The sequence below is a fragment of the Pseudomonas sp. UC 17F4 genome, assembly GCF_900101695.1.
In the GTDB taxonomy this organism is placed as follows: Bacteria; Pseudomonadota; Gammaproteobacteria; order Pseudomonadales; family Pseudomonadaceae; genus Aquipseudomonas.
Window position 1 is genome coordinate 3,733,519 of record NZ_FNKV01000001.1, and the last position, 25,581, is coordinate 3,759,099.

24 protein-coding genes are annotated in these 25,581 nt (G+C 63.5%); 10 read left to right on the top strand and 14 right to left on the bottom strand.

The annotated features are described in order from the left end of the window. The first annotated feature begins 102 nt into the window (after positions 1–102). From BLR26_RS27170 to BLR26_RS17155, 3 genes are all read left to right on the top strand, one after another. Positions 103–969 carry a hypothetical protein gene (locus tag BLR26_RS27170; RefSeq protein ID WP_143013285.1) on the top strand — a complete coding sequence of 289 codons (867 nt, stop codon included), beginning with the start codon at positions 103–105 and terminating at the stop codon, positions 967–969. An 85-nt stretch (positions 970–1,054) separates the two neighbouring features. Next, on the top strand, positions 1,055–1,780 hold the full coding sequence (locus tag BLR26_RS17150) for a hypothetical protein (protein ID WP_093383053.1): 726 nt from the start codon (positions 1,055–1,057) through the stop codon (positions 1,778–1,780). A 73-nt stretch (positions 1,781–1,853) separates the two neighbouring features. Next, entirely contained in the window at positions 1,854–2,633 is a 780-nt protein-coding gene (locus BLR26_RS17155) for a YcxB family protein (RefSeq protein ID WP_256326737.1), read from the top strand. On the opposite strand, the gene BLR26_RS17160 is transcribed toward BLR26_RS17155, so the two are convergent. The 11 genes from BLR26_RS17160 to BLR26_RS17210 all read right to left on the bottom strand — a co-directional run bounded on the left by BLR26_RS17160 (position 2,534) and on the right by BLR26_RS17210 (position 14,784). Next, complete coding sequence (locus tag BLR26_RS17160) at positions 2,534–3,463, bottom strand: AEC family transporter (RefSeq protein WP_093383056.1); 930 nt, start codon at positions 3,461–3,463, stop codon at positions 2,534–2,536. The two genes, BLR26_RS17155 and BLR26_RS17160, sit on opposite strands and share 100 nt — an antisense overlap. 5 nt (positions 3,464–3,468) lie before the next feature. After that, complete coding sequence (locus BLR26_RS17165; RefSeq protein WP_176794259.1) at positions 3,469–4,521, bottom strand: NAD(P)/FAD-dependent oxidoreductase; 1,053 nt, start codon at positions 4,519–4,521, stop codon at positions 3,469–3,471. Further along, entirely contained in the window at positions 4,511–4,861 is a 351-nt protein-coding gene (locus tag BLR26_RS17170; RefSeq protein WP_093383062.1) for a cupin domain-containing protein, read from the bottom strand. Before BLR26_RS17170 ends, BLR26_RS17165 begins: the two co-directional genes overlap by 11 nt. After that, positions 4,858–6,027: a CaiB/BaiF CoA transferase family protein gene (locus BLR26_RS17175; RefSeq protein ID WP_093383065.1), complete on the bottom strand. Its 1,170-nt coding sequence runs from the start codon at positions 6,025–6,027 to the stop codon at positions 4,858–4,860. Before BLR26_RS17175 ends, BLR26_RS17170 begins: the two co-directional genes overlap by 4 nt. Continuing rightward, positions 6,024–7,568, bottom strand: a complete 1,545-nt coding sequence (locus tag BLR26_RS17180) for a methionine--tRNA ligase (protein WP_093383068.1) — start codon at positions 7,566–7,568, stop codon at positions 6,024–6,026. Before BLR26_RS17180 ends, BLR26_RS17175 begins: the two co-directional genes overlap by 4 nt. Continuing rightward, on the bottom strand, positions 7,561–8,850 hold the full coding sequence (locus tag BLR26_RS17185; protein WP_093387552.1) for an ATP-grasp domain-containing protein: 1,290 nt from the start codon (positions 8,848–8,850) through the stop codon (positions 7,561–7,563). The genes BLR26_RS17180 and BLR26_RS17185 overlap by 8 nt, the downstream gene beginning before the upstream one ends. A gap of 11 nt (positions 8,851–8,861) precedes the next feature. Continuing rightward, positions 8,862–10,220, bottom strand: coding sequence for a lysine N(6)-hydroxylase/L-ornithine N(5)-oxygenase family protein (locus BLR26_RS17190; protein ID WP_093383071.1), 1,359 nt, complete (start codon positions 10,218–10,220; stop codon positions 8,862–8,864). A gap of 52 nt (positions 10,221–10,272) precedes the next feature. Continuing rightward, on the bottom strand, positions 10,273–11,409 hold the full coding sequence (locus tag BLR26_RS17195) for an NAD(P)/FAD-dependent oxidoreductase (protein WP_093383074.1): 1,137 nt from the start codon (positions 11,407–11,409) through the stop codon (positions 10,273–10,275). Next, positions 11,406–12,743, bottom strand: a complete 1,338-nt coding sequence (locus BLR26_RS17200; RefSeq protein ID WP_176794260.1) for a KamA family radical SAM protein — start codon at positions 12,741–12,743, stop codon at positions 11,406–11,408. Before BLR26_RS17200 ends, BLR26_RS17195 begins: the two co-directional genes overlap by 4 nt. Positions 12,744–12,981: 238 nt before the next feature. Next, positions 12,982–13,869: an isocitrate lyase/PEP mutase family protein gene (locus BLR26_RS17205; protein ID WP_045198924.1), complete on the bottom strand. Its 888-nt coding sequence runs from the start codon at positions 13,867–13,869 to the stop codon at positions 12,982–12,984. Positions 13,870–13,878: 9 nt separating this feature from the next. Continuing rightward, entirely contained in the window at positions 13,879–14,784 is a 906-nt protein-coding gene (locus BLR26_RS17210) for an amidohydrolase family protein (protein ID WP_093383077.1), read from the bottom strand. A 124-nt stretch (positions 14,785–14,908) separates the two neighbouring features. On the opposite strand from BLR26_RS17210, the gene BLR26_RS17215 reads away from it, so the two are divergent. After that, the gene (locus BLR26_RS17215; RefSeq protein WP_045198920.1) at positions 14,909–15,793 is read left to right on the top strand and encodes a LysR family transcriptional regulator; all 885 of its coding nucleotides are present in this window, start codon (positions 14,909–14,911) and stop codon (positions 15,791–15,793) included. Positions 15,794–15,826: 33 nt separating this feature from the next. On the opposite strand, the gene BLR26_RS17220 is transcribed toward BLR26_RS17215, so the two are convergent. Next, positions 15,827–16,159 (bottom strand): hypothetical protein, encoded by a 333-nt coding sequence (locus BLR26_RS17220; protein ID WP_093383080.1) that lies wholly within the window; start codon positions 16,157–16,159, stop codon positions 15,827–15,829. Further along, the gene (locus tag BLR26_RS17225) at positions 16,160–17,530 is read right to left on the bottom strand and encodes an aminotransferase-like domain-containing protein (protein WP_093383083.1); all 1,371 of its coding nucleotides are present in this window, start codon (positions 17,528–17,530) and stop codon (positions 16,160–16,162) included. 138 nt (positions 17,531–17,668) lie between these two features. On the opposite strand from BLR26_RS17225, the gene BLR26_RS17230 reads away from it, so the two are divergent. From BLR26_RS17230 to BLR26_RS17255, 6 genes are all read left to right on the top strand, one after another. Continuing rightward, the gene (locus BLR26_RS17230) at positions 17,669–18,955 is read left to right on the top strand and encodes a hydroxymethylglutaryl-CoA reductase, degradative (protein WP_093383086.1); all 1,287 of its coding nucleotides are present in this window, start codon (positions 17,669–17,671) and stop codon (positions 18,953–18,955) included. Further along, complete coding sequence (locus BLR26_RS17235) at positions 18,955–19,866, top strand: hydroxymethylglutaryl-CoA lyase (RefSeq protein WP_093383089.1); 912 nt, start codon at positions 18,955–18,957, stop codon at positions 19,864–19,866. The genes BLR26_RS17230 and BLR26_RS17235 overlap by 1 nt, the downstream gene beginning before the upstream one ends. Positions 19,867–19,924: 58 nt before the next feature. Beyond that, entirely contained in the window at positions 19,925–20,401 is a 477-nt protein-coding gene (locus BLR26_RS17240) for a hypothetical protein (RefSeq protein WP_093383092.1), read from the top strand. Beyond that, positions 20,398–21,786 (top strand): tripartite tricarboxylate transporter permease, encoded by a 1,389-nt coding sequence (locus BLR26_RS17245; protein ID WP_045198912.1) that lies wholly within the window; start codon positions 20,398–20,400, stop codon positions 21,784–21,786. Before BLR26_RS17240 ends, BLR26_RS17245 begins: the two co-directional genes overlap by 4 nt. An 84-nt stretch (positions 21,787–21,870) precedes the next feature. After that, the gene (locus BLR26_RS17250) at positions 21,871–23,124 is read left to right on the top strand and encodes an OprD family porin (RefSeq protein WP_093383095.1); all 1,254 of its coding nucleotides are present in this window, start codon (positions 21,871–21,873) and stop codon (positions 23,122–23,124) included. Positions 23,125–23,224: 100 nt separating this feature from the next. Beyond that, entirely contained in the window at positions 23,225–24,151 is a 927-nt protein-coding gene (locus BLR26_RS17255; RefSeq protein WP_256326739.1) for a class I SAM-dependent methyltransferase, read from the top strand. A gap of 47 nt (positions 24,152–24,198) precedes the next feature. On the opposite strand, the gene BLR26_RS17260 is transcribed toward BLR26_RS17255, so the two are convergent. Next, positions 24,199–25,506, bottom strand: a complete 1,308-nt coding sequence (locus BLR26_RS17260) for an MFS transporter (protein ID WP_093383098.1) — start codon at positions 25,504–25,506, stop codon at positions 24,199–24,201. Positions 25,507–25,581: the final 75 nt, after the last annotated feature.

The following is a 25,581-nucleotide window of genomic DNA, read 5'->3' on the forward strand; positions in this document are numbered from 1 at the left end:
TGCCACTACACTTCTTATCATGGGTGATTCGGGCCAAGCGCCCAGTTTGACTTCCGACAGCCTACAAGCCTGTATGTCCATACACAAAAAGAGGTGAAGGAAATGTACAAAGTAGTGGCTGTTTGCGCGCTTTCATTGTTGTCGCTCGACTCTTTCGCCGCCCCAAACAAATCAAATACCAACTATGAATGCATGTGCATCCCCTACGGCGTCCCACCGAAAATCGGAGATTCAGGGCAACCAATTCGCGCGCATCAATGCATCCGCCACCCTCCCATCTATCAATGCGGCGATGGAGAAATCGCTTCCTGCCTACCCTCGGATTGCAAGGTCGGGGAAACGCCTCCAATTCAAATGAACCATAAGGGAATAGCAACAAATCTGATTAACGATGGATCGACTAAATGTACCGCTCGCCCTTTGGAACGAGTCGTCTTCAACAATCTGGGCTTTGAAAAAGCGCTGGACGTTAGCCTTGGTGCAACCGCTCAAGAAAAATGTGGACTCCGGTTTGCGGTGATTGGCGTAATCGGTTGGGATATGGTTAACAACAGCACGTTTGTTGAATGGCGCTCGAAAAGTGGTGACCAACGTCTCTGTGAGAACCCAGGCAAGCAAAAAGTCCCGGTCAACTACATCAAGCAAGGTACACCTGAACTCGACCTCAGTTTAATTAAGTTCACCACCCCAATCTTTCTGTCCGATGGAAGCCTCACTGGCGAATGTGAGTTGGAGTTCACGGTCGAATCTAACTCTCCCTCGCCCCTTCCCACTCCAATGCCGCTGAGCTTTGGAACCATCGGCTTTACAGGACCTTCTGAACTCTGTGGGGGGACGACAGGCAAAGAGCCTTTGAAAGCGTCGGACCCCATCCCGCTTTACTCTATCCAAGAAAAGCTTGGAGTAACCATTAGCTTTAAACACTCTCCCAAGCAACCGACCAGTTGCCGGCTTCGGCTTGCCATGTGAGTTTCCAGCTTGCACACAACCCTGGGTTTTGCAGTAGCTCCGGTGGATAATCCACCCACCGGCTGTCACTGAGGCACCCCAGTCTATGAACTCGACACTTACCCAGGCCCTGCAGCAACTGCGCAGCGCCATCCCCATCGGCCTGCGCCATGCCCTGGCCTTGCTGGAGCGCTGCGCAGGCGACCCGCAGCAGGCCGCCGAGTGCTACAAGGCCGAGCTGCTGCAGGTGCTGGTGGACAGGTCCGGGCTGCCCGCCGATCAGGCCCGGGCGCACCTGCATGGCGCAGGCTATGACCTGAGCCGTGCCTTGAGCGCCATCGAGCAGATGCGCTACAGCCTGACCGAGCGCATCTTGCGCCAGCATCACCAGGACAAGGGCCGCGCCCTGGACCTGATAGCCCAGGCGCTGGAAACCGCCGAGCAACTGCCGCGCCAGTACTGGCTGGACTTCGCACAGCTGGAGCAACTGCCCCCGGCTACCCGCTGCTTCATGGTGTTGCACGAATGGCTGGCCTTCGAGGACTGGGAAGGCTTTGACTGTGCCCTGCACTTTCATTTGCCGCAGGCCATCGCCCAGCTTCGGCACCTGCAGCGGGATGCGCTGGCCGATACCCTGGACCAGGCCGAGCAACGCCAGCAACAACTGCGGGCAGCCCATGCCGGGGGCGAAAGCGCCGCAGAGCTTGCCGTTCGGGTCAACCAGGATGCGCTGTTCAACACCTGCCAGCAGCGCTTCAGTGAGCAGCGCGCGCACCTCGATGAGTGCCTGTACGCGTGGGTAGAGCGCCATATCGAGCAGTTCCCCGCCTGAAACGGGGTCGTCAGGCTGCAAAAGCCGGTAGACTGCCGCCCTCACCGAACACGGACCTCGGATCAACGCCGCCATGGAACTGCACTTCAGCATCACCGCCGCCCATCTTCACACCTGGATGGCCGAACGGCTCGAGCAGGAATTGCTCAAGCAGGATCAGCAGCAAGCGCGGGCCATGGCCACCTTTGCCCGTTGGCAAAGCCGCCTGGTCGGCCCGCTGATGTTCACCCTGTGCCTGGTCGGCGGCCTGCTGGCGATCTATTTCCCCGAACGACGCTTCACCCCGCAAAAAGTCATCACACTGGGGCTGTTCGTGCTGCTGTTCATCCCGCTCTGGTGGCGTTTTTCCGGGCGCTGGATCAAGCACCTGCAAGCACGCATCGCCGCCAACCACGCCAAGCCCCGGGCACCGTTGCGCGGGCTCAATCAGCGGCTGATCGAAGCCCGCTTGCGGGCGCCACTGAAATCGCTTGAAAGCACCTATTGCCTGCGCTTCGACGAGCAGGGCTTTAGCCTCGACAAAGCCGGTGCCGGCACCAGCAGCCTGGCCTGGGAGCAGATCGCGCAGGTGCTGGAAACGCCTTACTGCTACCTCGTGGCCAGCGCGCCGATGGTGAGCCAGGGCCAGTCCTTGGTGATTGTCAAAGACAGCGAGCTGATGCCGCCTGAGCAATACCAGCAAGGCTTGCGTGCGTTCCTCGGCCACTGCCCGGTGGCGCCCTCGACAATCGTTGAGGCCACCGGGCACACCGATCAGGGTACGGACATCACTGATAGCGAGCCGGCCAGCAGGAACATTGGCACGAACGACAGCACCGTGGACACCGCCACGACGAACGCCATCAGCCGATGATCGCCACCATACTGGGTTGCCAGCACATATGAATTGCTCGCACAGGGCGCCACCGAGTACAGCAGCACCAGCGTGGCGACCAAGGGCGGCACGGGCCAGGCGCTGATCAGCGCATAGGCCAGCAGCGGGAACAGCCCCAGGCGGATGCTGGCAGTGAGCAAGCCGGTCTTGCACAAGCGGGCAAACTCGCCGCTGGGTATCTGCAAGGCCGCCCCGACGCAGATCAGGCTCAACGGCAAGGCCGGTGCACCCAGTGCGCTCAGCGGCTGGGCAAGCGCTTGCGGCAGCAGCACGCCGCTCAGGTTGAGGGCAAGCCCCGCGCCACTGGCGAGGATCAGCGGGTTGAGGCAAACCTTCAGGACAATCCCCCACACCGAGCCGTCCCTGCTGCCGAACGCCAGCAATACCACGGTATTGGAAATCGCCACCATGTAGGCAACCACCACCGCTGCAACGCCGTAGTCCTCGGGCGTGAGCAACTGCGAGGCCACCGACAGGAAGATGAAACTGTTGAAGCGCACCGAGCCCTGCATGATCGAGGTGAAGGTTGCATGCACCACGCGCAGGTAGCGACAGCCCAGCAGTACGCCCAAGGTAATTACCAGGGTGACCGCACCGAGGATCAGCACCGTCGATTTGGCCGTGCTGCCCATGGCGCCGGCGGTGGCGATGGTATGCACCAGGTACGCCGGAAAGAACAGCCAGTGGGTGAGCTTCTCGGCGCCCTTCGAGAAGCCGCTGTCCAGCCACTCGCCACGCCTGAGCACGACACCGATCAGGATCAATATGAATGACGGCGCAATGGCCGCCAGCGCTGTTGCTGCATGCATGATGCTCAGGTTTCCTTGCAATGATTGATAAAGCCCGGGGCGCTGGCATTGGCCAGCAGCCCGACCGCCACCAGCGCTTCGTTTGCCAGCGCCGGGGCAAAACGCACCCCCGAGCCGGAAGCACCGACCAACGCACAGGCGCCAGGCCCCCCGGGCAGGCACACGACCCTGGGTTCGCCATCGGCGCAGTAGCTGTCAAATGCCGCGCGCGCGCGCAGCGAACGGATGGGCAGGCCGGGCAGCTCTTGTTGGAGAATGCTCTGCGCTTCACGCGCTTCGTCGGGCAAGGCGTCGACGCGACCGTCAGCGACAGCGCGCCAGTCGGCAGAGGTGATGCTTAACAGCCAGCCATCGCGGCGCTGGTTGGGCATCACAAAGGCCTTGCGCGCTGGCATGTAGATGACCCCTTGCGTTGGGTCCGGTAGCTGTGCAGCGTGCAGGTCGAACGCCACGATCTTCTTGATCAGGCTGCCCGGGATTGCCCCCAGCAACGCGTTGCTGCGGGCACCGCTGGCGAAGATCACGCGCCGCGCCGTCACCGCGCCGGCGCTGGTCTGCAGGCACCAGGCACGGCCATCGCCGTCCAGGCGCTCAACCCGGGCGGCAAGCCGGGTCAGGCGACCCTCGCCAGGTGCCAGGTAAGCGCTCACCAAGCCCGGAACATCGATGACAAAGGCATGCCCGGCCTGGAACAAGGCCGGCTTGGCCGAGGCGCCGCGGTACTGGTGCATGAGCGCTGCCAGGCGGCCTTCGAGTGGCTTGGCGTCGAACAACAGCGGCCTTTGCCCCTCGCTGGCGACAAAGCTGAACGCAACCTTGGCGACCCCCGGCCAGCGCTGGCTCAGTGCCTGGTAATGGTCGAAGGCCAGCTCCGAGCGCCGGCGCCGGCTGCCCGCGCCGCAAAACGGCGTCACCAGGCCCGCCGACAGCGCCGAGGCACTGGCGCGCTGGCCGTCATCGACCAGCATCAGTGACAAACCGGGCAAGCACTGGCGTACCCGGGCCACCAGGGTCGCGCCGACAATGCCGGCGCCGACCACCACCAGGTCAGCCTGCATGGACATTCCACCAAACGGTGCTGATGACCAGCGGTTGCACACCATCATTGTGAATCTGGTGCTGGTGATGCGGCTCGAACAGCAGCACATCGCCCTGCTCGACCCGCAGCGTGCTGCCCTGGTATTCCAGCACCCCGCCGCCGTTGGCGATCATCCAGCATTCGCGTACTGCGTGCTTGTCCGGGCGCGAGGTGCACTGGGGCGCCACGGTAAACAGCCCGCCCCTGAACGGCGTGACCCCTGCGCCCAGGCCGGCGAAGTCCGCCTGGCGCAGCACCACACCCGGTACATGCGACTCGGCGGGCAGTGGCTTGACCTTGGGATTGGCAGTGCTATTCATGCTTTTACCTCCCGAATGGAGCGTGACAGTTGCTTGAGGATCGCCTCGCGATCCTGGTCCAGTGCCGGTGCGGCGCGACGCTTGCGTGGGTCAGGCGCGTCAGAAATCTTGATCGGCGAACCCACCAGGCGGTAGCGCCCCACTTGCGGGTCGTCGATGTCGATGAGCATGTTGCGCTCGGCCACCTGCGGATGGGCGACGGCCTGGTCGACGCGGTTGATCGGGCCGGCGGGCAGCCCGGCCGCAGCGAAGTGCTCGGTCCAGGCGCTGACCGGTTTTGCCGCCAGGGCGGCATTGAGCGTCTGTGCCAGCAGTGCCTCGTTGTCCTTGCGTGCTTCGGCGCTCGAGAAGCGCGGATCGAGCGGCATGTCCGGGCGCTCAATGGCCTCGCACAGCACGGCAAACAGCTTGTCGTTGCCGGCCGCGATGATCAGCCCGCCATCGAGCGCCTGGTACACGCCAAACGGTGGGGCGATCGCCGGCCGGTAGCTGCCCACCGGCCCGGTCACCTCGCCAGTGGCGAAATAGCGCCCGATGAAGTATTCCATCAGGGCCAGCTGGCAATCGAACATGGCGATATCGACCTTCGCGCCATGCCCGCTGTGCTGGCGCTTGAGCAAGGCCATCAGCAGCCCGCAGGTAAGAAATAGGCCAGCGCTGATATCGCCGATCGACACCCCGACGCGCACCGGGGTGCGTCCTGGTTCACCGGTGACGCTCATGATCCCGCCCATGCCCTGGACGATCATGTCGTAGGCGCGCCGCTGGGATGACGAACCGGTGTGCCCGAACCCCGAGGCGGCGCCGTAGATCAGCCGCGGGTAGCGCGCATGCAGGGTATCCCAGCCATAACCGAGCTTTTCCATGGTGCCTGGGCGAAAGTTCTCGGTCAGCACATCGGCGTGCTCCAGCAGGTCTTCGAAGATCTGCCGGTCTTCGGCCTTCTTCAGGTCCAGGGCGATGCTTTGCTTGCCGCGATTGAGCGACGAGAAATAGGCAGACTTATTGCCAAACCACGGGCCATAGGCGCGGGCGTCGTCGCCCTTGCCCGGCTGCTCGACCTTGATGACCCGCGCCCCATGGTCGGCCAGCAGCATGGTACAGAACGGGCCCGCCAGTACCCGGGTCAGGTCGACGATGAGCAATCCTTCAAGGGCAGGTTTCATGAGCTGGCCTCCAGTTGGCCGTTGGCGACGGCTCGGGTTGCAGCGCGGCGTTGCTGCTTGAACGCCTGCACGCTGACCTCACCCGGCTGCCCTAGCCTGTGCCAGATCGACTGCGCCAGCGTCGGCAGCAACGGACAGGCCAGCACCGCCAGGCCCTTGAGCCACCAGTACCGACTGTTGTCGTCAGCCAGGCTGGCGAACAGCGCCTCCCAGCCGACGATGCTGCGGCTCACCGCCTGCGGATCGAAGCTGGCGAAGGTCAGGGCCTGGGCCTGCTCGGCGTAGGCTGCATCGAATGCAGCCATCACCGGCGCATCGACCGCCGCAGCCTTGGCGGCACCGCCGAGTGCCGTGTTCACCCGCTCGATCAGGCCCGCGTAGCGGCCATTGAGGAACTGCTCGAAGTCTTGCCGGGTGAAATCCGTGCGCTGGTGAATCGGGCTGGTGCTGGCCAGGAAGTACCTCAGGGCATCGCAAGGTACCCGCCCTTCGCGGGCCATGTCCTCGACCCACACCGCCCAGCCGAGGCTGGTGGAAAACTTGCGCCCCTCCAGCGTGTAGAAGTGGTTGATGAGAAAGTGCTCGAACGGCTTGGAAAGGCCGTCGGCCATGGCCATCGCCTGGATGCTGACCAGGTGCGAAACACTGTTGTCGATGCCAAAACCATTGACCGTGATGACCGGCGAGTCGCGATCGAACGGGTTTTGCGCCAGGCCCGTCGCCCGGGCAAAGCAGTCGCCGACAAAACGCACCGCGCCAAACAGCAGGCCATGGCCAAACAGCGTCCGCGCCTGGCCGTCCAGCTGATAGGGCAAGCCCCATCCGGCATGGTTGGTGACCCGTACCCGGGCTGGCAGCCGGCTTAGATGGCGCCGGGCGATGTCGATGAATGGGTCTGGGGTCTGGGTGGCCTGCAACTGCGCGAGCAGCGCCTGCGGCTCGCGGATCTGGAAGAACAGGTTGTCCAGTGCCCGCGCGGGCACCTCTTCGCCCCAGCGTGCACGTGGCGCGCGCACCTGGTCCGGCTCGAAATGCGCGCCGCAGTCTTCACAGAAGAACCCGGAAATGGCCTGATCGCACTGCGGGCAGTACCCGGTCAGAAAGCTGCCACTGACAAACGTCTGCCTGGCGGTGGACCACGGCATTTGTTCTTCGACGCAGCTCACCTGGCCCTGGGCGCTCAAGCGATCGACCAGGTCGACATGCGCGGCCAGGTATTGCTCGCGGTGCTCGGGGTCGAGCGGATCGACGAACAGATCGACCTGGATGTTCATGTAGGCCAGGTCGTTGATGATCCCTGCGCAGCTTTCCTGGGCCAGCGACGCGGGATCGACGTCCGCCTGCTGGGCGCGCAGCGGAATGTAGGAGTCGAAGGGGTCGCTGGCGCAGACGATGCTGGCCCGGTGGCCTTCGCGGCGCAGGTGGCGCGCCAATATGTCCAGGTTCAGGTACGGGCCGGCGACGTGGCCAAGGTGCAGCCGGCCGTTCGGCGCCGGCATCGCCGGTACCAGCAGGTATTGTTTTGCCGTGACCTCAGACATATGACGCCTCCCGTTGCTGAGCAATGTCCACCTTGACTTCGCTGGCCAACTGCCCGAGCACCGCGTGGATATCGTCCTCCAAGGCGCACTGGGCAATCAGATAGGCAATTTCGTAGGCCTTGAAGCGCTCGGCGGGCAAGGCCATTTGCGCGCCCTCGCCGGCCACCACCTGAAGAAAGCGCATCTCGCTGCGTTTCCACAGGCGTTCGTAGCCTTCGACCCGGGTCACCTGGCCGGTGCGCGGCGGCATGATCACCCGTTGCCCGGCGCGGGTAGCGGCGCTGGCGATGCGATCCACGCAGCCGTCCGGGATCACCCCGCACGCCAGTTGCAGCACGGCCTGATACGGGGAGTAGCCCAGCAGGCTGTTGGGCAGCAGGTGCGAGTTGATGAACTCGCCGCCCAGGCGCCCGCCGATCTCGAGGATCTTCGGCCCTTGGGCGGTGACCATCAGGTCGACATGAAAGCCGCACCAGTCAATGCCGGTGGCCGCGACCGCCGCGCGAACCATGGCGCAGATACGTTCCTGCAGCGCGCCGTCGAGCTGCGAAGGTGTGGTGTTTTCGTACTGGATCGGGATCGAGCGGTCGAATGTCTTGTCGATGATTGCGTTGATCACCACCCGGCCGTCGGCGACCAGCCCCGACACCGAGTGCTCGCTGCCGACCAGTTGTTCCTCAAGCAGCGCATGCTCGCCATACAGCGCGTACATCTCGCCTTTGTCCGCAGTGTTGTAGGCACGGAAGGCGCGGTACACCTGCAGCGCATCGCAGCCTTGGTCGAGCACAAAGATGCCGCGGCTGCCCGAGTTGCCGGCAGGCTTGAGCAAGGCTGGCAGGCCGACGCTTTGCAGGCCGTCAAGGAACGCCTGTTCGTCGCTGACCACGGCGTAAAGGGGGTTGGCGTTGGCCACCGCGTCCAGGCAGCGGCGCGTGCGCGCCTTGTCACGCACATTGGCAGCGGCCTCGGCCGAGCTCCCCACCAGGCCCAGGCGCTGGCTCAGGCGGCTGGCCAGTTCGACCTCCAGGTCCTTCCAGGCAACGATGCCTGAGAGCGTGATGCGCTGCTCGTCGAGGTAGCCAAGAATCGCCTCCTGAGCGGCGTCATAGTCGCCCAGGCGAGTGGCGATCAGCCCTGCGCAACCCATGGACTTGAACACCTCTGGCGTGGGCGTGGCAACCAGCACTTTGAAGCCAAGCGCATGGCCCGCGGCGATTTCGGCGATCCTTTCGCCGGCCAGGGCACGGGTGTCGAGGTAGAGGATGTAAGGTGCTTCAGACATGATGTGGTCCTTCATTCAGTCAGTTGTTGGTCTTGCATCAGGAACGTCGGCGGCGCCGCTTCTGCGCCCCACTCGACCAGCCCCGGCGGCGTGCCGACGTCGTAGTGCGGCTTGCCGAGCAAGGCATTGGCGATCTTGGCGCTGCGCCAGGCGGCCAGGCTCAGGTTCGGGTCGGCGATGCCGCGCAGGTGACGCGCGGCGTTCTGGAAGAACAGCCGTGGGTGGTCGGCCCGCGACCATTTCACCGAATAGTCTGCGCTGAGCTCGGGCAGGCCATTTTTCGTTGCCATCTCGAAACGCAGCGGCTGCAGCGCTGCCGGCATCTGAAACTCGGAACCGGTCGCCAGCAGCACCAGGTCGGCACCCAGGTTGCGCGTGCCGGTGGCATTGCCGATACGCAGCGCCAGCCCGTCGTCGACCGCGCGCAGCGACTCCAGGGTGGACCCGGGCAGCAGCCGGCAGAATTGATTGCGCCCCTCGATGTAGGTCACCTCGTAAAGGCGCCGGTAGATGCTTTCGAGCAAGGCCTGGACCACCCCGTCACTGGCCATGTGCTGCTGGGCGAGTGCGCCTTGCCGTTGCTCGGCGGGCAAGCCGAAAAAGTGATCGCTGTAGCCGGGGACAAACCACTCATTGACAAAGGGCGAGTCGTCCATCGGCAAAAAGTTGCTGCGCCGGCTGATCCACACCAGCGACGCCGGTGCGCTCGCTTCTGGCAGGTTGAGCATCATCTGCATCAGTTCCGCCCCGCTCTGGCCGCCACCGATGACCACCACGCGCTTGCCGCTGACCTGCGGGGTATTGACCACGAACTGTGAGGAATGCATCACCGCCGGCCCCAGGCAGGCTTGTGCACACTTGGGAATGAACGGCCGCTGGCCGGCACCGACCACCAGGTTGGCGGTCCTCGCCGTGCCCTTGGCGTGGTTGATCACCCACTCGTTACCATCCCTGGACACCCGCAGCACCTCACTGTCGAACGTCAGGTTGTGCAGCGACCGGCAGACCCAGACCATGTACTGCTCGAACTCCTTGCGGCGCACCGTGGGAAAGCGCGCGTTGAGGAACGAGTAGAACCGCTCGGTCTTCTTCAGGAACGCGATGAACGAATACGGGCTGCAAGGATCAGCCGGGGTTACCAGGTCCTTGAGAAAGCTGGTGGTCAGCGAAGAGTTCACATGCATCATGCCCTCGTGCCAGCGAAAGTCGGCACGGCGCTCGAAGAACATGCTCTTGAAGCCTTTACAAGGCTCCAGCAACGCCGCCAGGCTCAGGTTGGCCGGGCCGATGCCCAGGCCGATGACGTCGAAGCGCTCGCCGTGACGCGACACGCCCTTGGCGCCTACCGACGGGATTTCATAGGTATTCATGGATAACACACTCCCTGCATGCTTCAGGAAACCGCAGCGCGCCCGGGCGGGCTCAGCGCTGGTGTGATTGCATCGGTTGCGAGCCCGTGGTGACACCGGCCTCGGTCGCCATCCTTGCCAACTGCCGCCCGCACTGCACGGCCGTGGCAATGCCACTGCCGCAGTACCCACCGCCCCAGGCCACCGGGCCGCTGGCCCCCAGGCGCGGCAGGCCGTTGTCGGTAAAGCCGAGGCTGCCCGACCACACCCTGGCCACCGGGATTGCCGCCAGTGACGGAAAATAGCCCGCCAGCCGCGCTTGCAAGGCGGCGACCACGGCCTGCGGGCTGGCATCCAGCGGTACCAGGCCCAGGCGACTGCCGAACAACAAGCGGCCGTGGTGCACGCGAAAGTAATCCTTGTCGGCGGTGGCGGTGCCATAGACGCGGGCACGCCGGGATATCAGCTGCAAATCCCGCGCGCCGAGCACCTGGCTTTCGCACAGGTGGGTCTGGAACATCGTCAGCGGTTGCAACGCAGCCTCTGTGCAGAGGCCCCAGGCTTCCTCGCTGGCGATCAGTACCCGCGCCGCGTTGACCCGCGCCGCAGGCAACTGCAGGTTGACCGAGTCTGCCTGCGGATCGAGCGCAAGCACCGGGCTTGAGTAGTCGATGCGCACGCCAAGGGCCTGGGCGTGATTGCGCATGGCAAGCAGCAGCCCGGCGGGATCAATCAAGGCAAAGTGCTCATTGAGCAGCCCCGCCACCACCCCTTGCGCAGCGGTTTGTGCACTGACCTGACGGGCGTCCAGCCAATGCACACCGCCGCCAAACAGCGTGCTCGCCTCGGCATGACGCTGCTTGAGCGTGCGCGCCGCATCATCATCCATTGCCAGGGTAATGTGCCCGGGCTGACGCCACTGGCAGTCGTATTCGAAGGTGTCGATCTGGCGCTTGAGTTCGCTGATCGGCTCCAGCACCGCGCGCAGGCGCTGCTGCGCATCGGCGCCTTGGGAGCCTTGCGCGTCGCGATTGGGCAAGGCCGGGGGCATGGCCGCCACCGAGCCGAAATTGAAGGCGCTGGCATTGCCCGCCCATTCGCCGCGTTCGAAGACGCGTACGCCAAAACCCCGGCCAGCCAGCTCGATTGCCGCACTCAAGCCACAGTAGCCGGCGCCGATGATGGCCATTTCGCAGGCCAGCGCCTTCATGCCTCACCCCGTACGAGCGCTTGCGTAGCTTGTTGTGCTCCTTGCTCGACGAACCGGCGGTATTGGGCCTCGAAGAAAAACTCCGACTGCCCCTGCGGCGGTTGCAGTTGATCGAGCCAGCAGGCGGTCTCGCTGTACCTGGCCAGGAACGGCTTGCCCAGCCAGCGGGTATCGCGCGCCTGAATGAACTTCAGCAGGAAATAGCGTTGCCCTTGCAGGTCGAGGGTTCCGCTGACCTCGACCTTGCCCGGCCCGGCGCTCATCGAGGGGCCCCGCGCGGTTTTCGCCAGGCCCGAGACGGATTCGATGGCCTCGTTGTAAATCGACAGGGCCCGCGCCAGGGGCACCTGGAAGTAGTCCTGCGGGCCGGTATCGCGCTCCACGAACATGTAGTAGGGCACGATGCCCAGGCGCACTTGCTGCTCCCAGTTGCGTTTCCAGGTGCTGGCACTGTCGTTGATGTGCCTGAGTACCGGCCCCTGGGCACGGATCACGATGCCCAGTTGCTGCAGGGCAGACACTGCTTCCTCGGCGACTGGCGTGGTCAGTTCCCGCCAATGGTTCAAATGGGCCATGAGCGCGACGTTCTTGCCGCTGTCCACCAGGCGGCGCAACAGCGCCATCAGCTGCGGCGTATCGGTGTCGCTGACGAAACGGTACGGCCAGTAGCTCAGTGCCTTGGTGCCGATCCTGATGGTGGTGACATGGCTCAGCGCCGGTTGCAGAAACGGTTCCAGGTAGCGCGTCAGGTGCGCGGCCGTCATCACCATGGGGTCGCCGCCGGTGAACAGCACGTCGGTCACCTCAGGGTGGCGCGCCAGGTAGCGGTGCAACTGTTCGCCATCGTTTGAAGCAAACTTCAGCGACTTGTCGCCAATGAACTGCGGCCAGCGAAAACAGAAAGTGCAGTAACTGTGACAGGTCTGACCGTGGCTGGGAAAGAACAGCACCGTTTGCGCGTACTTGTGCTGCACCCCTTGCAGCAGTTGCCCATCCAGGGAAGGCGCGTTCAACTGCTGGTGCGCCGGGTGCGGGTTCATGCCGTCGCGCACGCGCTGGATGAGCGCGTTAAGTTGCTGTTCACCGATCTCGTTGCGTACGCAATACGCCAGTTGTTCGAGGTCTTCGGCGTCAAGCATTTGCGCCTGGGGAAAGGTCAGGCGAAAGATCGGATCGTTTGGCACATCCGTCCAGTCGATCAGTTTGTTGACCACGTAATCGTTGACTTTGAACGGCAGTACACGTGCCACCAGGCTGATGGATTCCATCAGGTGGGGCGCATGCCTGACCAGTTGCGGGATCTGCCCGAGGCGCTGGTGGCTGAATACACGCATGGGCGGCGACGCCAACTGCGTTCGACGTGCACTAGTGCTCACGTTACAGGTGTTACTTGCTGAAACTTTCGTAATCAGGTTATCCATAACCACTTCCGACCTCAGATTATTAAATATTGTATTGAGTCAGTTTTCAGACGAAGGAAACCGCCACCGAAACTTCAGGGTCTCGGTGTTTCACACGTTGTTATTCAGATGCACGCAAGGACGTTGATACGCGGCAGGCGCCGCAGTTCAATTACCTGTCAGGCGCAGCGTAGTGACGCTCAAGTTGATCAAACATCGTCTTGTTCACCAGGCGCTGGCGCTCGGCGAATGGCACCACCAGCGACGGATCTTCGTCCAGGCGGCCGTCGCGCAGCAGCGTAGCCAAGGCGCGTTGCATGCCCAGTGAGGCGCTCTGCAGGCCGGCATTGGCGTAGAGCACGATGCCGTAGCCGAGCGCTGCCAGCTCATCGCGGCTCAAGGTCGGGGTCTTGCCACCGATGACGATGTTGATCAGGTTCGGCGTGCTGAACAGCGCCGGCAGGCGCCTGATGTCCTCGAGGCTTTCGGTGGCCTCGATGAACAGGATATCGGCACCCGCCTGCACATAACGGTGGGCGCGCTCGATGGCCGCCTCCATGCCTTCTACCGCGCAGGCATCGGTGCGGGCGATGATCAGCAGGTTCGGGTCCTGGCGGGCATCGACCGCCGCCTTGAGCTTGCCGACCATCTCGGCGCAACTGATCACTTCCTTGCCATTGAAATGCCCGCACTTCTTCGGCAGCACCTGGTCCTCGAACTGGATGGCATCTGCCCCGCTGCGCTCCAGCACCCGTACCGAGTGGCGCACGTTCAGGGCATTGCCGAAGCCGGTGTCGGCATCGACGATCAGCGCCAAGTCGGTGGTATCGCGAACCCGGGCGGCATGGGCAGCCATCTCGTCCAGCCCGACGAAACCAAGGTCCGGCAGGCCGAGCGCCATGTTGGTCACCCCTGCGCCGCTCAGGTACAAGGCCTGAAAACCTATATCGGCAGCGATCCGTGCGCTCAGGGCATTGAATACACCGGCGACCAGCAGCCCCTGGCGGGCTTCGACCTGGCGACGAAAAGCGGCTCTGCGCTGCAAGCTTGAAAGGCTCATGGAAACTCCTTATGGATTGAACTTGAACAGTTTCTTCGGGGTTTGGCACACCACGTCGTGGCGCTCGAGCGGGTCAGGCACCCAGTCGGCCAGCGCCGACTTCGCCGCGGCGTAATCGACCCATTGGCGGTGCTGGGTATGAGGCCAGTCACTGCCCCAGAGCAGCCGCTCACTGGTAAAGGCCTGCATCAAAAGCCGCGTGGCCCGTCGCCCAAAGGCCCGGCCGCCGGGGTCGGCAGCCGGCTGCGCACAGCGATAGGCAGCCGACAACTTGACCCACAGCCGGGCGCTGTCGCCCTGGCGCAGCAAATACTCAAAGCCCGGGTCGGCCTCGGCCTGGCGTGGGTCCGGGCGGCCAAAGTGGTCGACCACTACCTTGCAGCCGCTGGCCAGCAGTACGCTGAGCAGGCCCGGCAGGTCCTGGGCCTGGCACTGCACCTCGACGTGCCAGTCCAGGGCCTTGATGCGTGCCAGAAAACCTTGCCACAGCAGGCTGCGCAGCGCCGGCAGGGGGACACCGATCAGGTTCAGCCGGACGCCGACCACACCCTGCAGCGCCAGCGCTTGCAACTGTGGCTCGTCGATATCCGGCGCGACCACCACCACACCACGAAAGCGCGACGGATAGCGTTCGAGCGCGGCCAGCAGAAAGGTATTGTCGGTGCCAAGAAAACTCGGCTGTACCAGCACGCCATGGGAAATCCGGTTGGCTGCCAGGTGGCGGGCGTAATCATCCACGCAGGCGTTGTAGTCCGGCGTGTGTCGCCGCTCCGGAGCCAGGCGCAAGCCCTGGACGAAAACGTGAGCGTGGCTGTCTATCGCGCTGATCACCGCTGCGCCTTGTGCGCCCCAACGATCGGCAAACCCTACGGCGGTGTGTGCCTGCCTGATCGTCCTTTCGCCATCCTGGGTCATTGCGCTTCCTAGTTATTGCCTGCCAGTCTGCAAGGCTTTATTGGATCCGATCCTTGGTGCCATCCTATGAAAATCTTGAATTGATATCTATTATGTCAACGATCAATATTCATACCGTGGGCTTATGGAAAACCGTCACCTGCGTTACTTCCTGGCAATCGCCGACACCGGCAGCATCACCCGCGCCGCAGAACACCTGGGGATTGCCCAGCCGGCGTTGAGCCAGGCCCTGGTGCGGATGGAAAACGAGCTGGGGGTCAAGCTGTTCGAGCGCTCGCGGCGCGGCGCCGTGCTGACCCCTGCGGCTACCGCGATCATCGATGACATCCGCGTCAGCCTGGCCAGGATTGACGCCGCCACCCAGCGTGCCCGCGCCATCGGCGCCAAGCGGGCCGGCCGGCTGATCATCGGCTTCGTCTCCACGGCATTGTTCGGCGCCCTGCCCCGGGCACTGGACCGCATGCAGGCAAACTACCCGGGTGTAGAAGTGGTGCTGCGCGAGATGAGCAACGCCGAGCAGGGCCTGGCCCTGCAACGGGGCGAGATCGATATCGGCCTGCTGCACACGCCGGTGTCGATCCAGGGCAACATGCGCGAAAAGCTCATCAGCCAGGACCCGCTGATTGCCGTGCTACCCAGTGGCTACGCGCTGGGCGAAGACGGCAAGGTGGGCATGGAGCAACTGGCCGCCACCGGGCTGGTATGGTTTCCCGAACAGCAGTTGCCGTTGATTCGCAATGCCATTGTCGGCACGTTTCGCCGCCTCGGGCACCCGATCGAGATTATCCAGGAGGCCAACCGCACCCTGACGGTCGTCGCCTACGTTGCCGCCGGCCGGGGGGTTTCGCTGTTGCCGGCAACGGTGCAGGCCCTGCAATTCGAAGGCATGAAGTACAGCGAGATCCGCGATGGCGCCGACTTGCCGCACTTCGAGCTCAGTGCCATCTGGCCTGCCCAGTCCAAGCCGACCATGGCCGACCGCTTCGCCGAGCTGTTGTTTGCCCGCTAAGCGCTGGCAGGTGAAACCAGGTTCCACCCCCCTTCACTGCGCTTTACGAATCGTGGCCAGGGCTTTTTCCAGCAGTTTCATGTCCGGCGGATTCTTTTTCCCGCCTTTGGAGCCCAGCCAGCGCTGCACCGGATTGTTGCGGCCATGGGTAAGCAGCTTGCCCTCCCCGCTTATCTCGCTGGCCATGAGCGCGCGTTTGAACAGCTTGCCTTGCGCATCGGTTACCCGACAGGTCAGAAGCTGATGCTTTTCGAGAAAAACCAGCAACGCTGTCAGGCCGGCTTCGACACCATCCCTGAGCTCAGGCTCTTGGCTGTAAGCCTCAAGAATCTGATCGATATCCCATACTGCGTAGTCTTCGCTCATTCAGTCCCTCACCATCGCCTTGAGCAGCGCATCATTCAAATACGCCACGTTTAACCGCGTCCACGGATTCACCCGGGCCTGCTCGGGCGAAAAGATATGCCCGGGGGCAATCATGAAGCCCTTGGGCAATAGCTGGCGGGTCAGCTCTTTGGCATCCTCGACCCCAGGAAACCGCGCCCACAGGTACAGGCTCTGCTCTGGCCGCACGAACACCTCGGCACCGATCTCGTCGAGCATCTGCAGGCCCGCCGTGGTGGCGGCTTTCAGGCGCTCCTGCAGGCGGATCAGGTGGCGCAGAAAATGCCCTTCGGTGAGGATCACGTCAACGGTGCGCTCGCACAGCTCCGAGCTGCTGGTGTGCAGGAGCATCTTCAGGTCGCCCAGCTCGTCGATAACCTCCTTGCTGCCGGCAATGAAGCCGACCCGCAGCGCCGCCGACACCGACTTGGAGAAACTGCCGACATACAGCGAGCGCTGCAACTGGTCGAGCGCCGAGACCTTGATCGCCGAGGCCGGTTTGAAATCGGCCAGGGCGTCGTCGTCCACCAGGATGAACTGATGTTCTGCGGCCAGTTGCACCAACCGATGGGCCTTGCTTGGGGAAATGTCCGAGCCGGTCGGGTTGTGGCCCACCGACTGAATGAAAAACAGCTTGGGCCTGTGCTCGCGCAGGTGCTGCTCCAGCACCTCGATGTCCGGGCCATCCGCTAAACGCGGCACCGCGAGCATCCGCGCACCTTGCAGTTGCAGCTTGCCGAATAGCGGGTAATAGCCCGGGTCTTCGACCAGCACGCTGTCGCCCGGGGCGACGAAGCGGCGGATGATCAGGTCCAGAGCATGGTTGGCGCCATGGGTGGTGACGATTTGCCGGGGGCTGGCGCTGATTGCATAACTGGCGAGCTTCTGCACCAGGTGCTGGCGCAGGCTGGCGTTGCCCAGGCGGTTGCCATAGCGGAACAGCGTGGTCACCCCGGTGCGCATGATCTGCCGGGTGAACTTGTCCAGGCGCATGTCCATCAGCCACTCGACCGGCGGGAAGCCCTCGCCCAGCGGTGAGTGGCCGGGCTCGCGGACGAACTGCTGGCGCATCAGCCAGATGGTGTCCATCGCCCGCTCGTAGGGCATCGGTTCTTCGGCTTCGTGGCCGTTGGGTGCGCCTTGCTTGACGAAAAAGCCCTGCCCGTGGCGAGCCTCGACCAGCCCCTGGGCAGCCAGCGCTTCATAGGCGTTGATCACCGTGTTTTTCGAATGGCCGAACAGGCGCATGCACTCGCGCAGCGACGGCAAGCGTTCGCCAACCCGGTAGGTGCCATTGCCGATCTGCCCGGCCAGGGATGCCGCCAGTTGTTCTGCGAGTGTCAGCCGCGCCATCGTCAGGTGTCCTGAATGCCTTTTGTCCACTGAGGGTACAGCTTGGGTACTGTCTGTCCAAACTGTACCTTCTTTAGCACAACAGTTCGGACTAGGGTGGCGCCATCTCACAACAATAACTGCAAGAGAGCCCTCCCCATGAGCATCGACTCCCGCCTGCCCATGTTCCGCGCCATGTCGCCTGCCGAACGCTTGAGCCACTTGCAAGCAGTGCTCGAACTGCCCGAGCAGGACCTCGCCCTGCTTCGCGACGCCGGCGCCCTGGCGCTGGAAATCGCCGACGGCATGATCGAGAACGTCCTCGGCACCTTCGAATTGCCCTACGCCGTGGCCAGCAACTTCCAGATCAACGGCCGCGACGTCATCGTGCCGCTGGTGGTCGAAGAGCCTTCGGTGGTCGCCGCCGCCTCGTTCATGGCCAAGCTGGCCCGCGAGGCCGGTGGCTTCCAGACCTCCAGTTCGCTGCCGCTGATGCGTGCCCAGGTGCAGATCGTCGAGATCGACGACCCCTACAATGCCCGCCTGAGCCTGATGCGCCGCAAGGACGAGATTATCGAGTTGGCCAACCGCAAGGACCAGTTGCTCAACAGCCTCGGTGGCGGCTGCCGCGACATCGAAGTACACACCTTCGCCCAGAGCCCGCGCGGGCCGATGCTGGTCGCCCACCTGATCGTCGACGTGCGCGACGCCATGGGCGCCAACACCGTCAACACCATGGCCGAGGCGGTGGCGCCGCTGCTGGAGGAAATCACCGGCGGCAAGGTGCGCCTGCGCATCCTTTCCAACCTCGCCGACCTGCGCCTGGCCAGGGCCCAGTTGCGCATCGCTCCCGAGCACCTGGGCACGGGCGCCTACAGCGGTGAAGAGGTCATCGAGGGCATCCTCGATGCCTACAATTTTGCCGTGGTCGATCCCTACCGGGCCGCCACCCACAACAAGGGCATCATGAACGGCATCGACCCGTTGATCGTCGCCACCGGCAACGACTGGCGCGCAGTGGAAGCCGGCGCCCATGCCTATGCCTGCCGCAACGGCCACTACGGCTCGCTGACCACCTGGGAAAAAGACCGCCAGGGCCATCTGGTCGGTACTCTGGAGATGCCGATGCCGGTCGGCCTGGTCGGCGGCGCCACCAAGACCCACCCGCTGGCGCAACTGTCGCTGCGCATCCTCGGGGTGAAAACTGCCCAGGAACTGGCCGAAATCGCCGTCGCCGTGGGCCTGGCGCAAAACCTCGGGGCGCTGCGGGCACTGTCGACCGAAGGCATTCAGCGCGGGCACATGGCCTTGCACGCACGCAACATTGCCCTGGCGGCCGGGGCCCGCGGCGATGAGCTCAACTGGCTGGTCAAGCAGATGGTCGAGGCCCGCGATGTGCGCGCCGACAAGGCGGCAGAACTGCTCAAGCACAAGCGGGCGCAGTAATGGACGCGGTACGGCTGGTCGAAGTCGGCGCCAGGGATGGCCTGCAAAATGAAAAGCTGACGCTGTCGCCGCAGATTCGCGTGCAATTGCTCCAGCGCCTGGCCGACGCCGGGTTGCAAACCCTGGAAGCCGGGGCGTTTGTCTCGCCGCGCTGGGTGCCGCAGATGGCCGGGTCCGATGAGGTGTTCAAGGCGTTGCCTGTGCGCCCGGGGGTAACCTGGACGGCGCTTGTGCCCAACCTCAAAGGGCTGCAGGCGGCAATCGCCGCGGGTTGCCAGGAGGTCGCGGTGTTCGCCGCCGCCTCCGAGGCATTCTCGCAAAAAAACCTCAACTGCTCGATCGAACAAAGCCTGCGCCAGTACCAGCAGGTCATGGTCCGCGCCCGTGACGCCGGCATCCGCGTGCGCGGCTACGTGTCGTGCGTCATGGGTTGCCCGTTCACCGGTGCAGTAAAGCCTGAAGCCGTGGCTGCGGTCAGCGCTGCATTGTTTGGCATGGGCTGCTATGAAATCAGCCTTGGCGACACCCTCGGCACCGGTACGCCGGCGGCGACCCGGGCGCTGCTCGCGGCCTGTCGCCAGGTGGTGCCGGTCAGCGCGCTGGCCGGGCATTTCCACGATACTTACGGTATGGCCATCGCCAATATCCATGCGGCGCTGGAAGCCGATGTACGGGTGTTCGACAGTTCGGTCGCAGGCCTGGGTGGCTGCCCGTATTCGCCCGGCGCCACTGGCAATGTCGCCAGCGAAGAGCTGGTGTACCTGCTCGACGGCCTGGGCGTGAACCATGGCGTCGATCTTGGCGCCCTGATCGATGCCGGTGAGTTCATCAGTGCCGAACTCGGCAGGCCGACCGGCTCCAGGGTCGCCCGTGCCCTGCTCGCCCAACGCCGCCTGTGTGCAATGCAATAAGCGTTATCTCTTCACCTTCATAACAATAAAAGCCCGCAAGGGCAGTGGGAGAATCCCGATGAAAGCCGAACTGTTCGAAGTCTGGGGCGACACCGTCGACGGTCGTCACCTGATCTGTTCCATCGCCATTGGCGCCAGCGTCAGCCTCGGCGCGTTTTTCACCGCCCAGCACCTGCTGAGCGGCTGGGTGGAGTCGCTGCAAATGGCCCGCGCCTACGCCATGCTGGTCGGTATTGTCGGCTGCCTGGCCGGCGGCGCCATCAGCGCAGCGCTGTTCAAGCCCAAGCGCAACGTTGTCGAGCACCTGGCAGACCCGGCATGGCGGGCGAAAATCCTTGTCGAGCTGCAAAACGAATTCGGCCCTCTCGGCAGTTTGAGCGACCTGCCTGCGGCGACGATTGCCGAACTGCGCGAGATGGATCTGTACGACCTGTTCGCCGACTACGAAAAAGGCCTGCGCTCACCCCCGGACAACCCTGACGTGACACCTGCCGTGGTGGTCCGCGCAGCCAGCGCCGCCGGAGGCCGCTCATGATTGCCCTGTTGATGGATCAGTTTCTGATCGCCCTGGGCATGGGGGTTCTTGGCGCGGTGATCTTTGCCGGTATCGGCCTGATCTCCGGCAGCGATGAAACCACCACCCTCGCGCCGCTGACGCTGTTGGTGGTACTGCTGGGTGTACCCGCCCCCGGCGTGCTGACCTTCTTTCTGGCCGGCGCCGTGGCCAAGCACATGACCCATGCGGTGCCGACCGCCTTGCTCGGCATCCCGGGCGACACCATGGCCACGCCGTTGATGCGCGAAGCGAACTTTTTGCGCAACCTCGGGGTTCCGCACATTGCCCTGCGCAAGATGATTTCCGGCGCGGTGATTGCCGCCCTGATCGCCGTGCCCATGGCGGTGTTGTTCGCGGTAATGCTGGCGCCGTTCGGCGACATGATCAAGCATGCCGCGCCGTGGGTATTCCTGTTGGCGGCGGTGGCCATCGCCTGGTTCTCCAAAGGCCGCCTGGCAGCGGTGTTGACCCTGATCCCGTTCGTCATGGTGATTATCGGCCTGCAGACCCTGACCGCGCAGCATGGGGTCAAGCTCAGCGTCAGCTACTTCCTCGGCATTGCCATCGGCCCGTTGATCGCCGCGCTGTTCTCTCTGCTGGCGCCGGCCGAGCGCGCCAGCATGCGTCGCCAGCAGCCGCGCACCTTCTCGTTGTCGCCTGACGTAAAAAGCTGGGGCGGTTTCTTTCCCAACCCACTGCGCGTGCTCGACAGCAAGCAAAGCCTGTGGACGGCCGTTACTGCGGTGGTCTCCAGCGCCACCTTCGTGTTCAGCCCGGTGGCCATGACCGTGATTCTCGGCGAGGCGGTCGGTTCGCGGGTCAAGCACGTCTACCATCGCCTGACCACAGTGATCACTGCGCGCAACGGCGTCACCGAGTCCACCTACATCGCCGAAGCGCTGATTCCGCTGATCGCTTTCGGCCTGCCGCTGAGCCCGGTCGCCGCCGGCCCGGCTGCGCCGCTGTTCAATGCACCACCGCGCTTTAGCGTCGATGCCGCCAGCGGCCAGGTCAACAACCTGCACTCGCTGCTCAGCACCTGGGAGTTTCTCGGCTACGGCATGCTGGCGGTGATCGTCGCCATCCTGATCGCCTACCCCTTCACCATGAACTACGCGCACCGGGCAGCCTCCTACGTGTCGCGCAAAATCAGCCATGAGGCGGTGATCGCGACCTTTGTCGGCCTGATCCTGGTGATCGGCATCTGGGAAGGCGGCCTGCTCGGTTTGCTGGTGATCGTCACCATTGGCCTGCTGGGCGGATTTCTCTCGCGCTTTCTGGGCTTCAACATCGGCGTGCAGTTCATGGGCTACTACACCGCCGTGCTCACCGTGCCCGCACTGGTTGCCCTGATCGGCGCCTGACCCCCACTCCTCCTGTAACCGCCATTTTTCGCGGCCTTTGCGCTGCGAGGGCTTGCTGCGCTCACTAGAAAGGAAATAACAATAATGAAGATCCTTGCACGCACCAAAACCGCAAACCTTGCGTCACTGTTGATCTGCTCGACAGCCTCGCTTGGCGCCTCGGCAGCCGGCCTGGTCGACGACACCACGGCGTCGCTGAACCTGCGAAACTTCTACCACAACCGCAACTTCGTAAACCCGGCCTACCCCCAGGGCAAGGCCGAGGAATGGACGCAAAGCTTCATCTTCGACCTGCGTTCGGGCTTCACCCAGGGTACGCTAGGCTTTGGCGTCGACCTGCTGGGGCTGTACTCGGTCAAGCTCGATGGCGGTCGCGGCACGGCCGGTACGCAACTGCTGCCAGTGCACGATGACGGCCGCCCGGCCGACGACTTTGGCCGCCTGGGGGTTGCGCTCAAGGCCCGCTATTCGAAGACGGAACTGAAAGTCGGTGAATGGGTTTCGCTGTTGCCGATCTTGCGCTCGGACGATGGCCGCTCGCTGCCACAGACCTTTCGCGGCGCCCAGCTGACTTCACGGGAAATCGACAACCTGACCCTTTATACCGGCCAGTTTCGCAGCAACAGCCCGCGCAACGACGCCAGCATGGAGCGCATGTTCATGACCGGCCGGCCCGACGCCACCTCGGACCGTTTCAACTTTGCCGGCGGCGAGTACCTGTTCAACGACAAGGCAACCCAGGTGGGCCTGTGGTATGCCCAGCTCGAGGACATCTACCAGCAGCAGTACTTGAACCTGATTCATAGCCAGGCTGTGGGTAGCTGGAAGCTGGGCGCCAACCTTGGCCTGTTTCTGGGCGATGAAGACGGCGCGGCCAAGGCAGGCCAGCTGGACAACAAAACCGCAACGCTGATGCTGTCTGCGAAAACCGGCGCACACACCTTCTCCCTCGGCCTGCAGCGGGTGTATGGCGAGACCGGCTGGATGCGGGTCAACGGCACCGCCGGCTACCCGCTGGCCAACGACACCTACAACTCAAGCTACGACAATGCCCGCGAGCGCTCCTGGCAGTTGCGCCACGACTATGACTTCGTTGCCCTCGGCGTGCCGGGCCTGACCCTGATGAACCGCTACCTGTCGGGTGATCATGTGCACACCAGCGCCACCAGCAACGGCAAGGAATGGGGCCGCGAGACGGAGCTGGGCTACGTGTTCCAGAGCGGCCCGCTCAAGGACCTGTCGCTGCGCTGGCGCAATTCGACCCTGCGCCGGGATTTCAGCAGCTACGACATCGATGAGAACCGCCTGATCGTCAATTACCCGATCAAGTTTCTTTAATCCCTGGCGCCCTCAACAATCTGCCGCCCCTGCCGATAACCACTGTGTCAGGCCGTATACTCGGCCTGACATCTATTTTCAGGGGCAGACAGGATTCGATATGAACGAGATGGGTATGGCGTTGGCCAACAAGTATTGCCAGGGTGCCGGTCTGGAGATTGGCGCTGCCAGCCATAACGCTTTTTACTTGCCAGACTGCCTCAATCTGGGCCCCTGTGACGGTGAGTCGTTTCTGTACCCGCTGGACTTGCAAGACTTCAACCTCTACAAGAACGAACAGGCCAACTACCAGGTCCCGCCTGCCCGGATCGACGCCCTGGGCGATTTCACCGACATACCGTTCGCCGATCAAACCTTCGACTACCTGATCAGCTCGCACGTCATCGAACACGTGCCCAACCTGTTTGCCGCCTATGTCGAGGCCGCGCGGGTGATCAAGGACGATGGCGTGTTCTTTTGCATCTTCCCGAAAAGAAACGCCGACCCCAATGACCGGGTACGCGCCCTGACCACCCTGGAGTCGATGATCGATGCGTTCGAAAAACGCGTCGACATGAGCGTGATGCCTGAATACAACTGGCGCGGGCACTACCATGTGTTCTCGCTACAGAGCATGCTGCGGGCGATCAACATGATCAACTCGGTAGGCCTGGGGCACTGGCTGATCGAAACCATCGAAGAGACCGATTCGAAAGTCGGCAATGGCCACACCGTGGTGTTGCGCAAGCAACCCGGGCTGTCGGCCTTGAGCGCCAGCGACGCCAGTCAGTTCAACCAGGAGTTCAACGCATGCTTTCAGGCCCAGGACCTGAACGGTGCGCTGCACCTGGTGAAGGTCGCGCTGTCGTACGATTTCTTCAACGCCCAGAACCTGTACCTGGCCTTCGCCCTCAATTGCCAGCTGGACAATGCCCGCGAGGGCGTGGAGTTCCTGCGTCAGGCACTGATCCTTACCCCTGAGAACGAAGAGTTTCGCAAGCTGTTCGTCCAGGTCACCGGTGGGCCGTTCATCAACCCGGTGCAGTAACAGTCGCAGGGCGGCGTGATCAATCATCGCCCCCTGCACCCTGCCCCTTATTGCGTCACGCCCACCACCCGCTCAGGCGCGGCTTGTGCGTTGCCAATCGGCGCCTTGAGCAACAGGAAATACGCCAGCGCCGAACACAGCGCGACGATCGCACTGATCATGAACGCGGTGTTGAACGAGCCCGAGTACTGGATGCTGAAGCCGGTGACAATCGGCGCGACGGAGCCTGCGATGTAGCCGCCAAAGTTCTGGATCGAGCCGAACGAGGCCACCCGGCGGCTGTCGACGATGGTGTTGACGATCATCCAGGCCGTGGCACTGGCCATGTTGATGCTGAACAGCGCCAGGCACAGCAGGACGATGCACGCGGTCAAGCCGCTGACATACGACAGCGGCAAGGTGAACAGCGCGGCCAGCACCAGGCCGGTGATCACGCTGAACTTGCGACTGGCCAGGATGCTCAGGCCGCGGCGCACCAGCAGGTCGCAGAAGCGCCCAGCGACGATGGTGCCGACAGCGCCGAAACCATAGGCCAGCGACACCACCCAGGCGGTTTTGTACAGGTTCAGGCCATGCTCGCGCTCAAAATAACCGGGCAGCCAGGTCAGGTGCAGCCAGAGCATGTAGATCACCCCCATGAAACCGAGGATCGCGCCCCAGGTACTGCGGTGCCTGAACAGGTCGAGCCAGCCGGCAAAGTACGAAGCCTTGGGCTCTGCCGTTGCCTGTGGCGCCTGGTACTCACCTGGCAACGGCTTGCCTTGCGCGGCTAGTTCGGCCAGGTACTGCGCCTTGCTCTTGAAGAAGCTCAGCCAGCACAGGGCCAGGACGATGCCAAGCACGCCGGTGATGATGAACATGCCGCGCCAGCCGAAGTTGACCATGAACAGCGTCAGCAACGGCGGCGCCAGGCACGGGCCCAGGCAGGTCGAGGACCAGACGATGCCGGTAGGCGTGCCGCGCTCGTTGGCATCGAACCACTCCGACAGCGCCTTGGCTGCCGAGGGGAACATCGGCGCCTCGCCAATCCCCAGCAGCACGCGCAAGCCCATGAAGCCGGCAAAACTGTTGACCATGCCGAACGCCGATTGCGCCACCGACCAGGCCAGCAACGAGGCGCCAAGGGCGATCTTGCTGCCCAGGCGGTCGATGATCAGGCCCATGGGCAACTGGGCGAAGGCATAGGCGATGGAAAACGCCGAGAGCAGGATGCCCATCTGCGACGGGCTGATCATCATGTCCTTCTGGATCGAGGTGTTGGCGATCGACAGCGCGCTACGGTCCAGGTAGTTGACGATGCCGATCAACAGCAGGAAGACAACGGTGATGCGTTGGTACTTCTTCAGTGCGTTCATCTGATGGCCTTTATTATTATTGTTGCAGCGGTTTTATCGCCGGGGCGATCCTTCAGGCGGTCACACACTCATCCC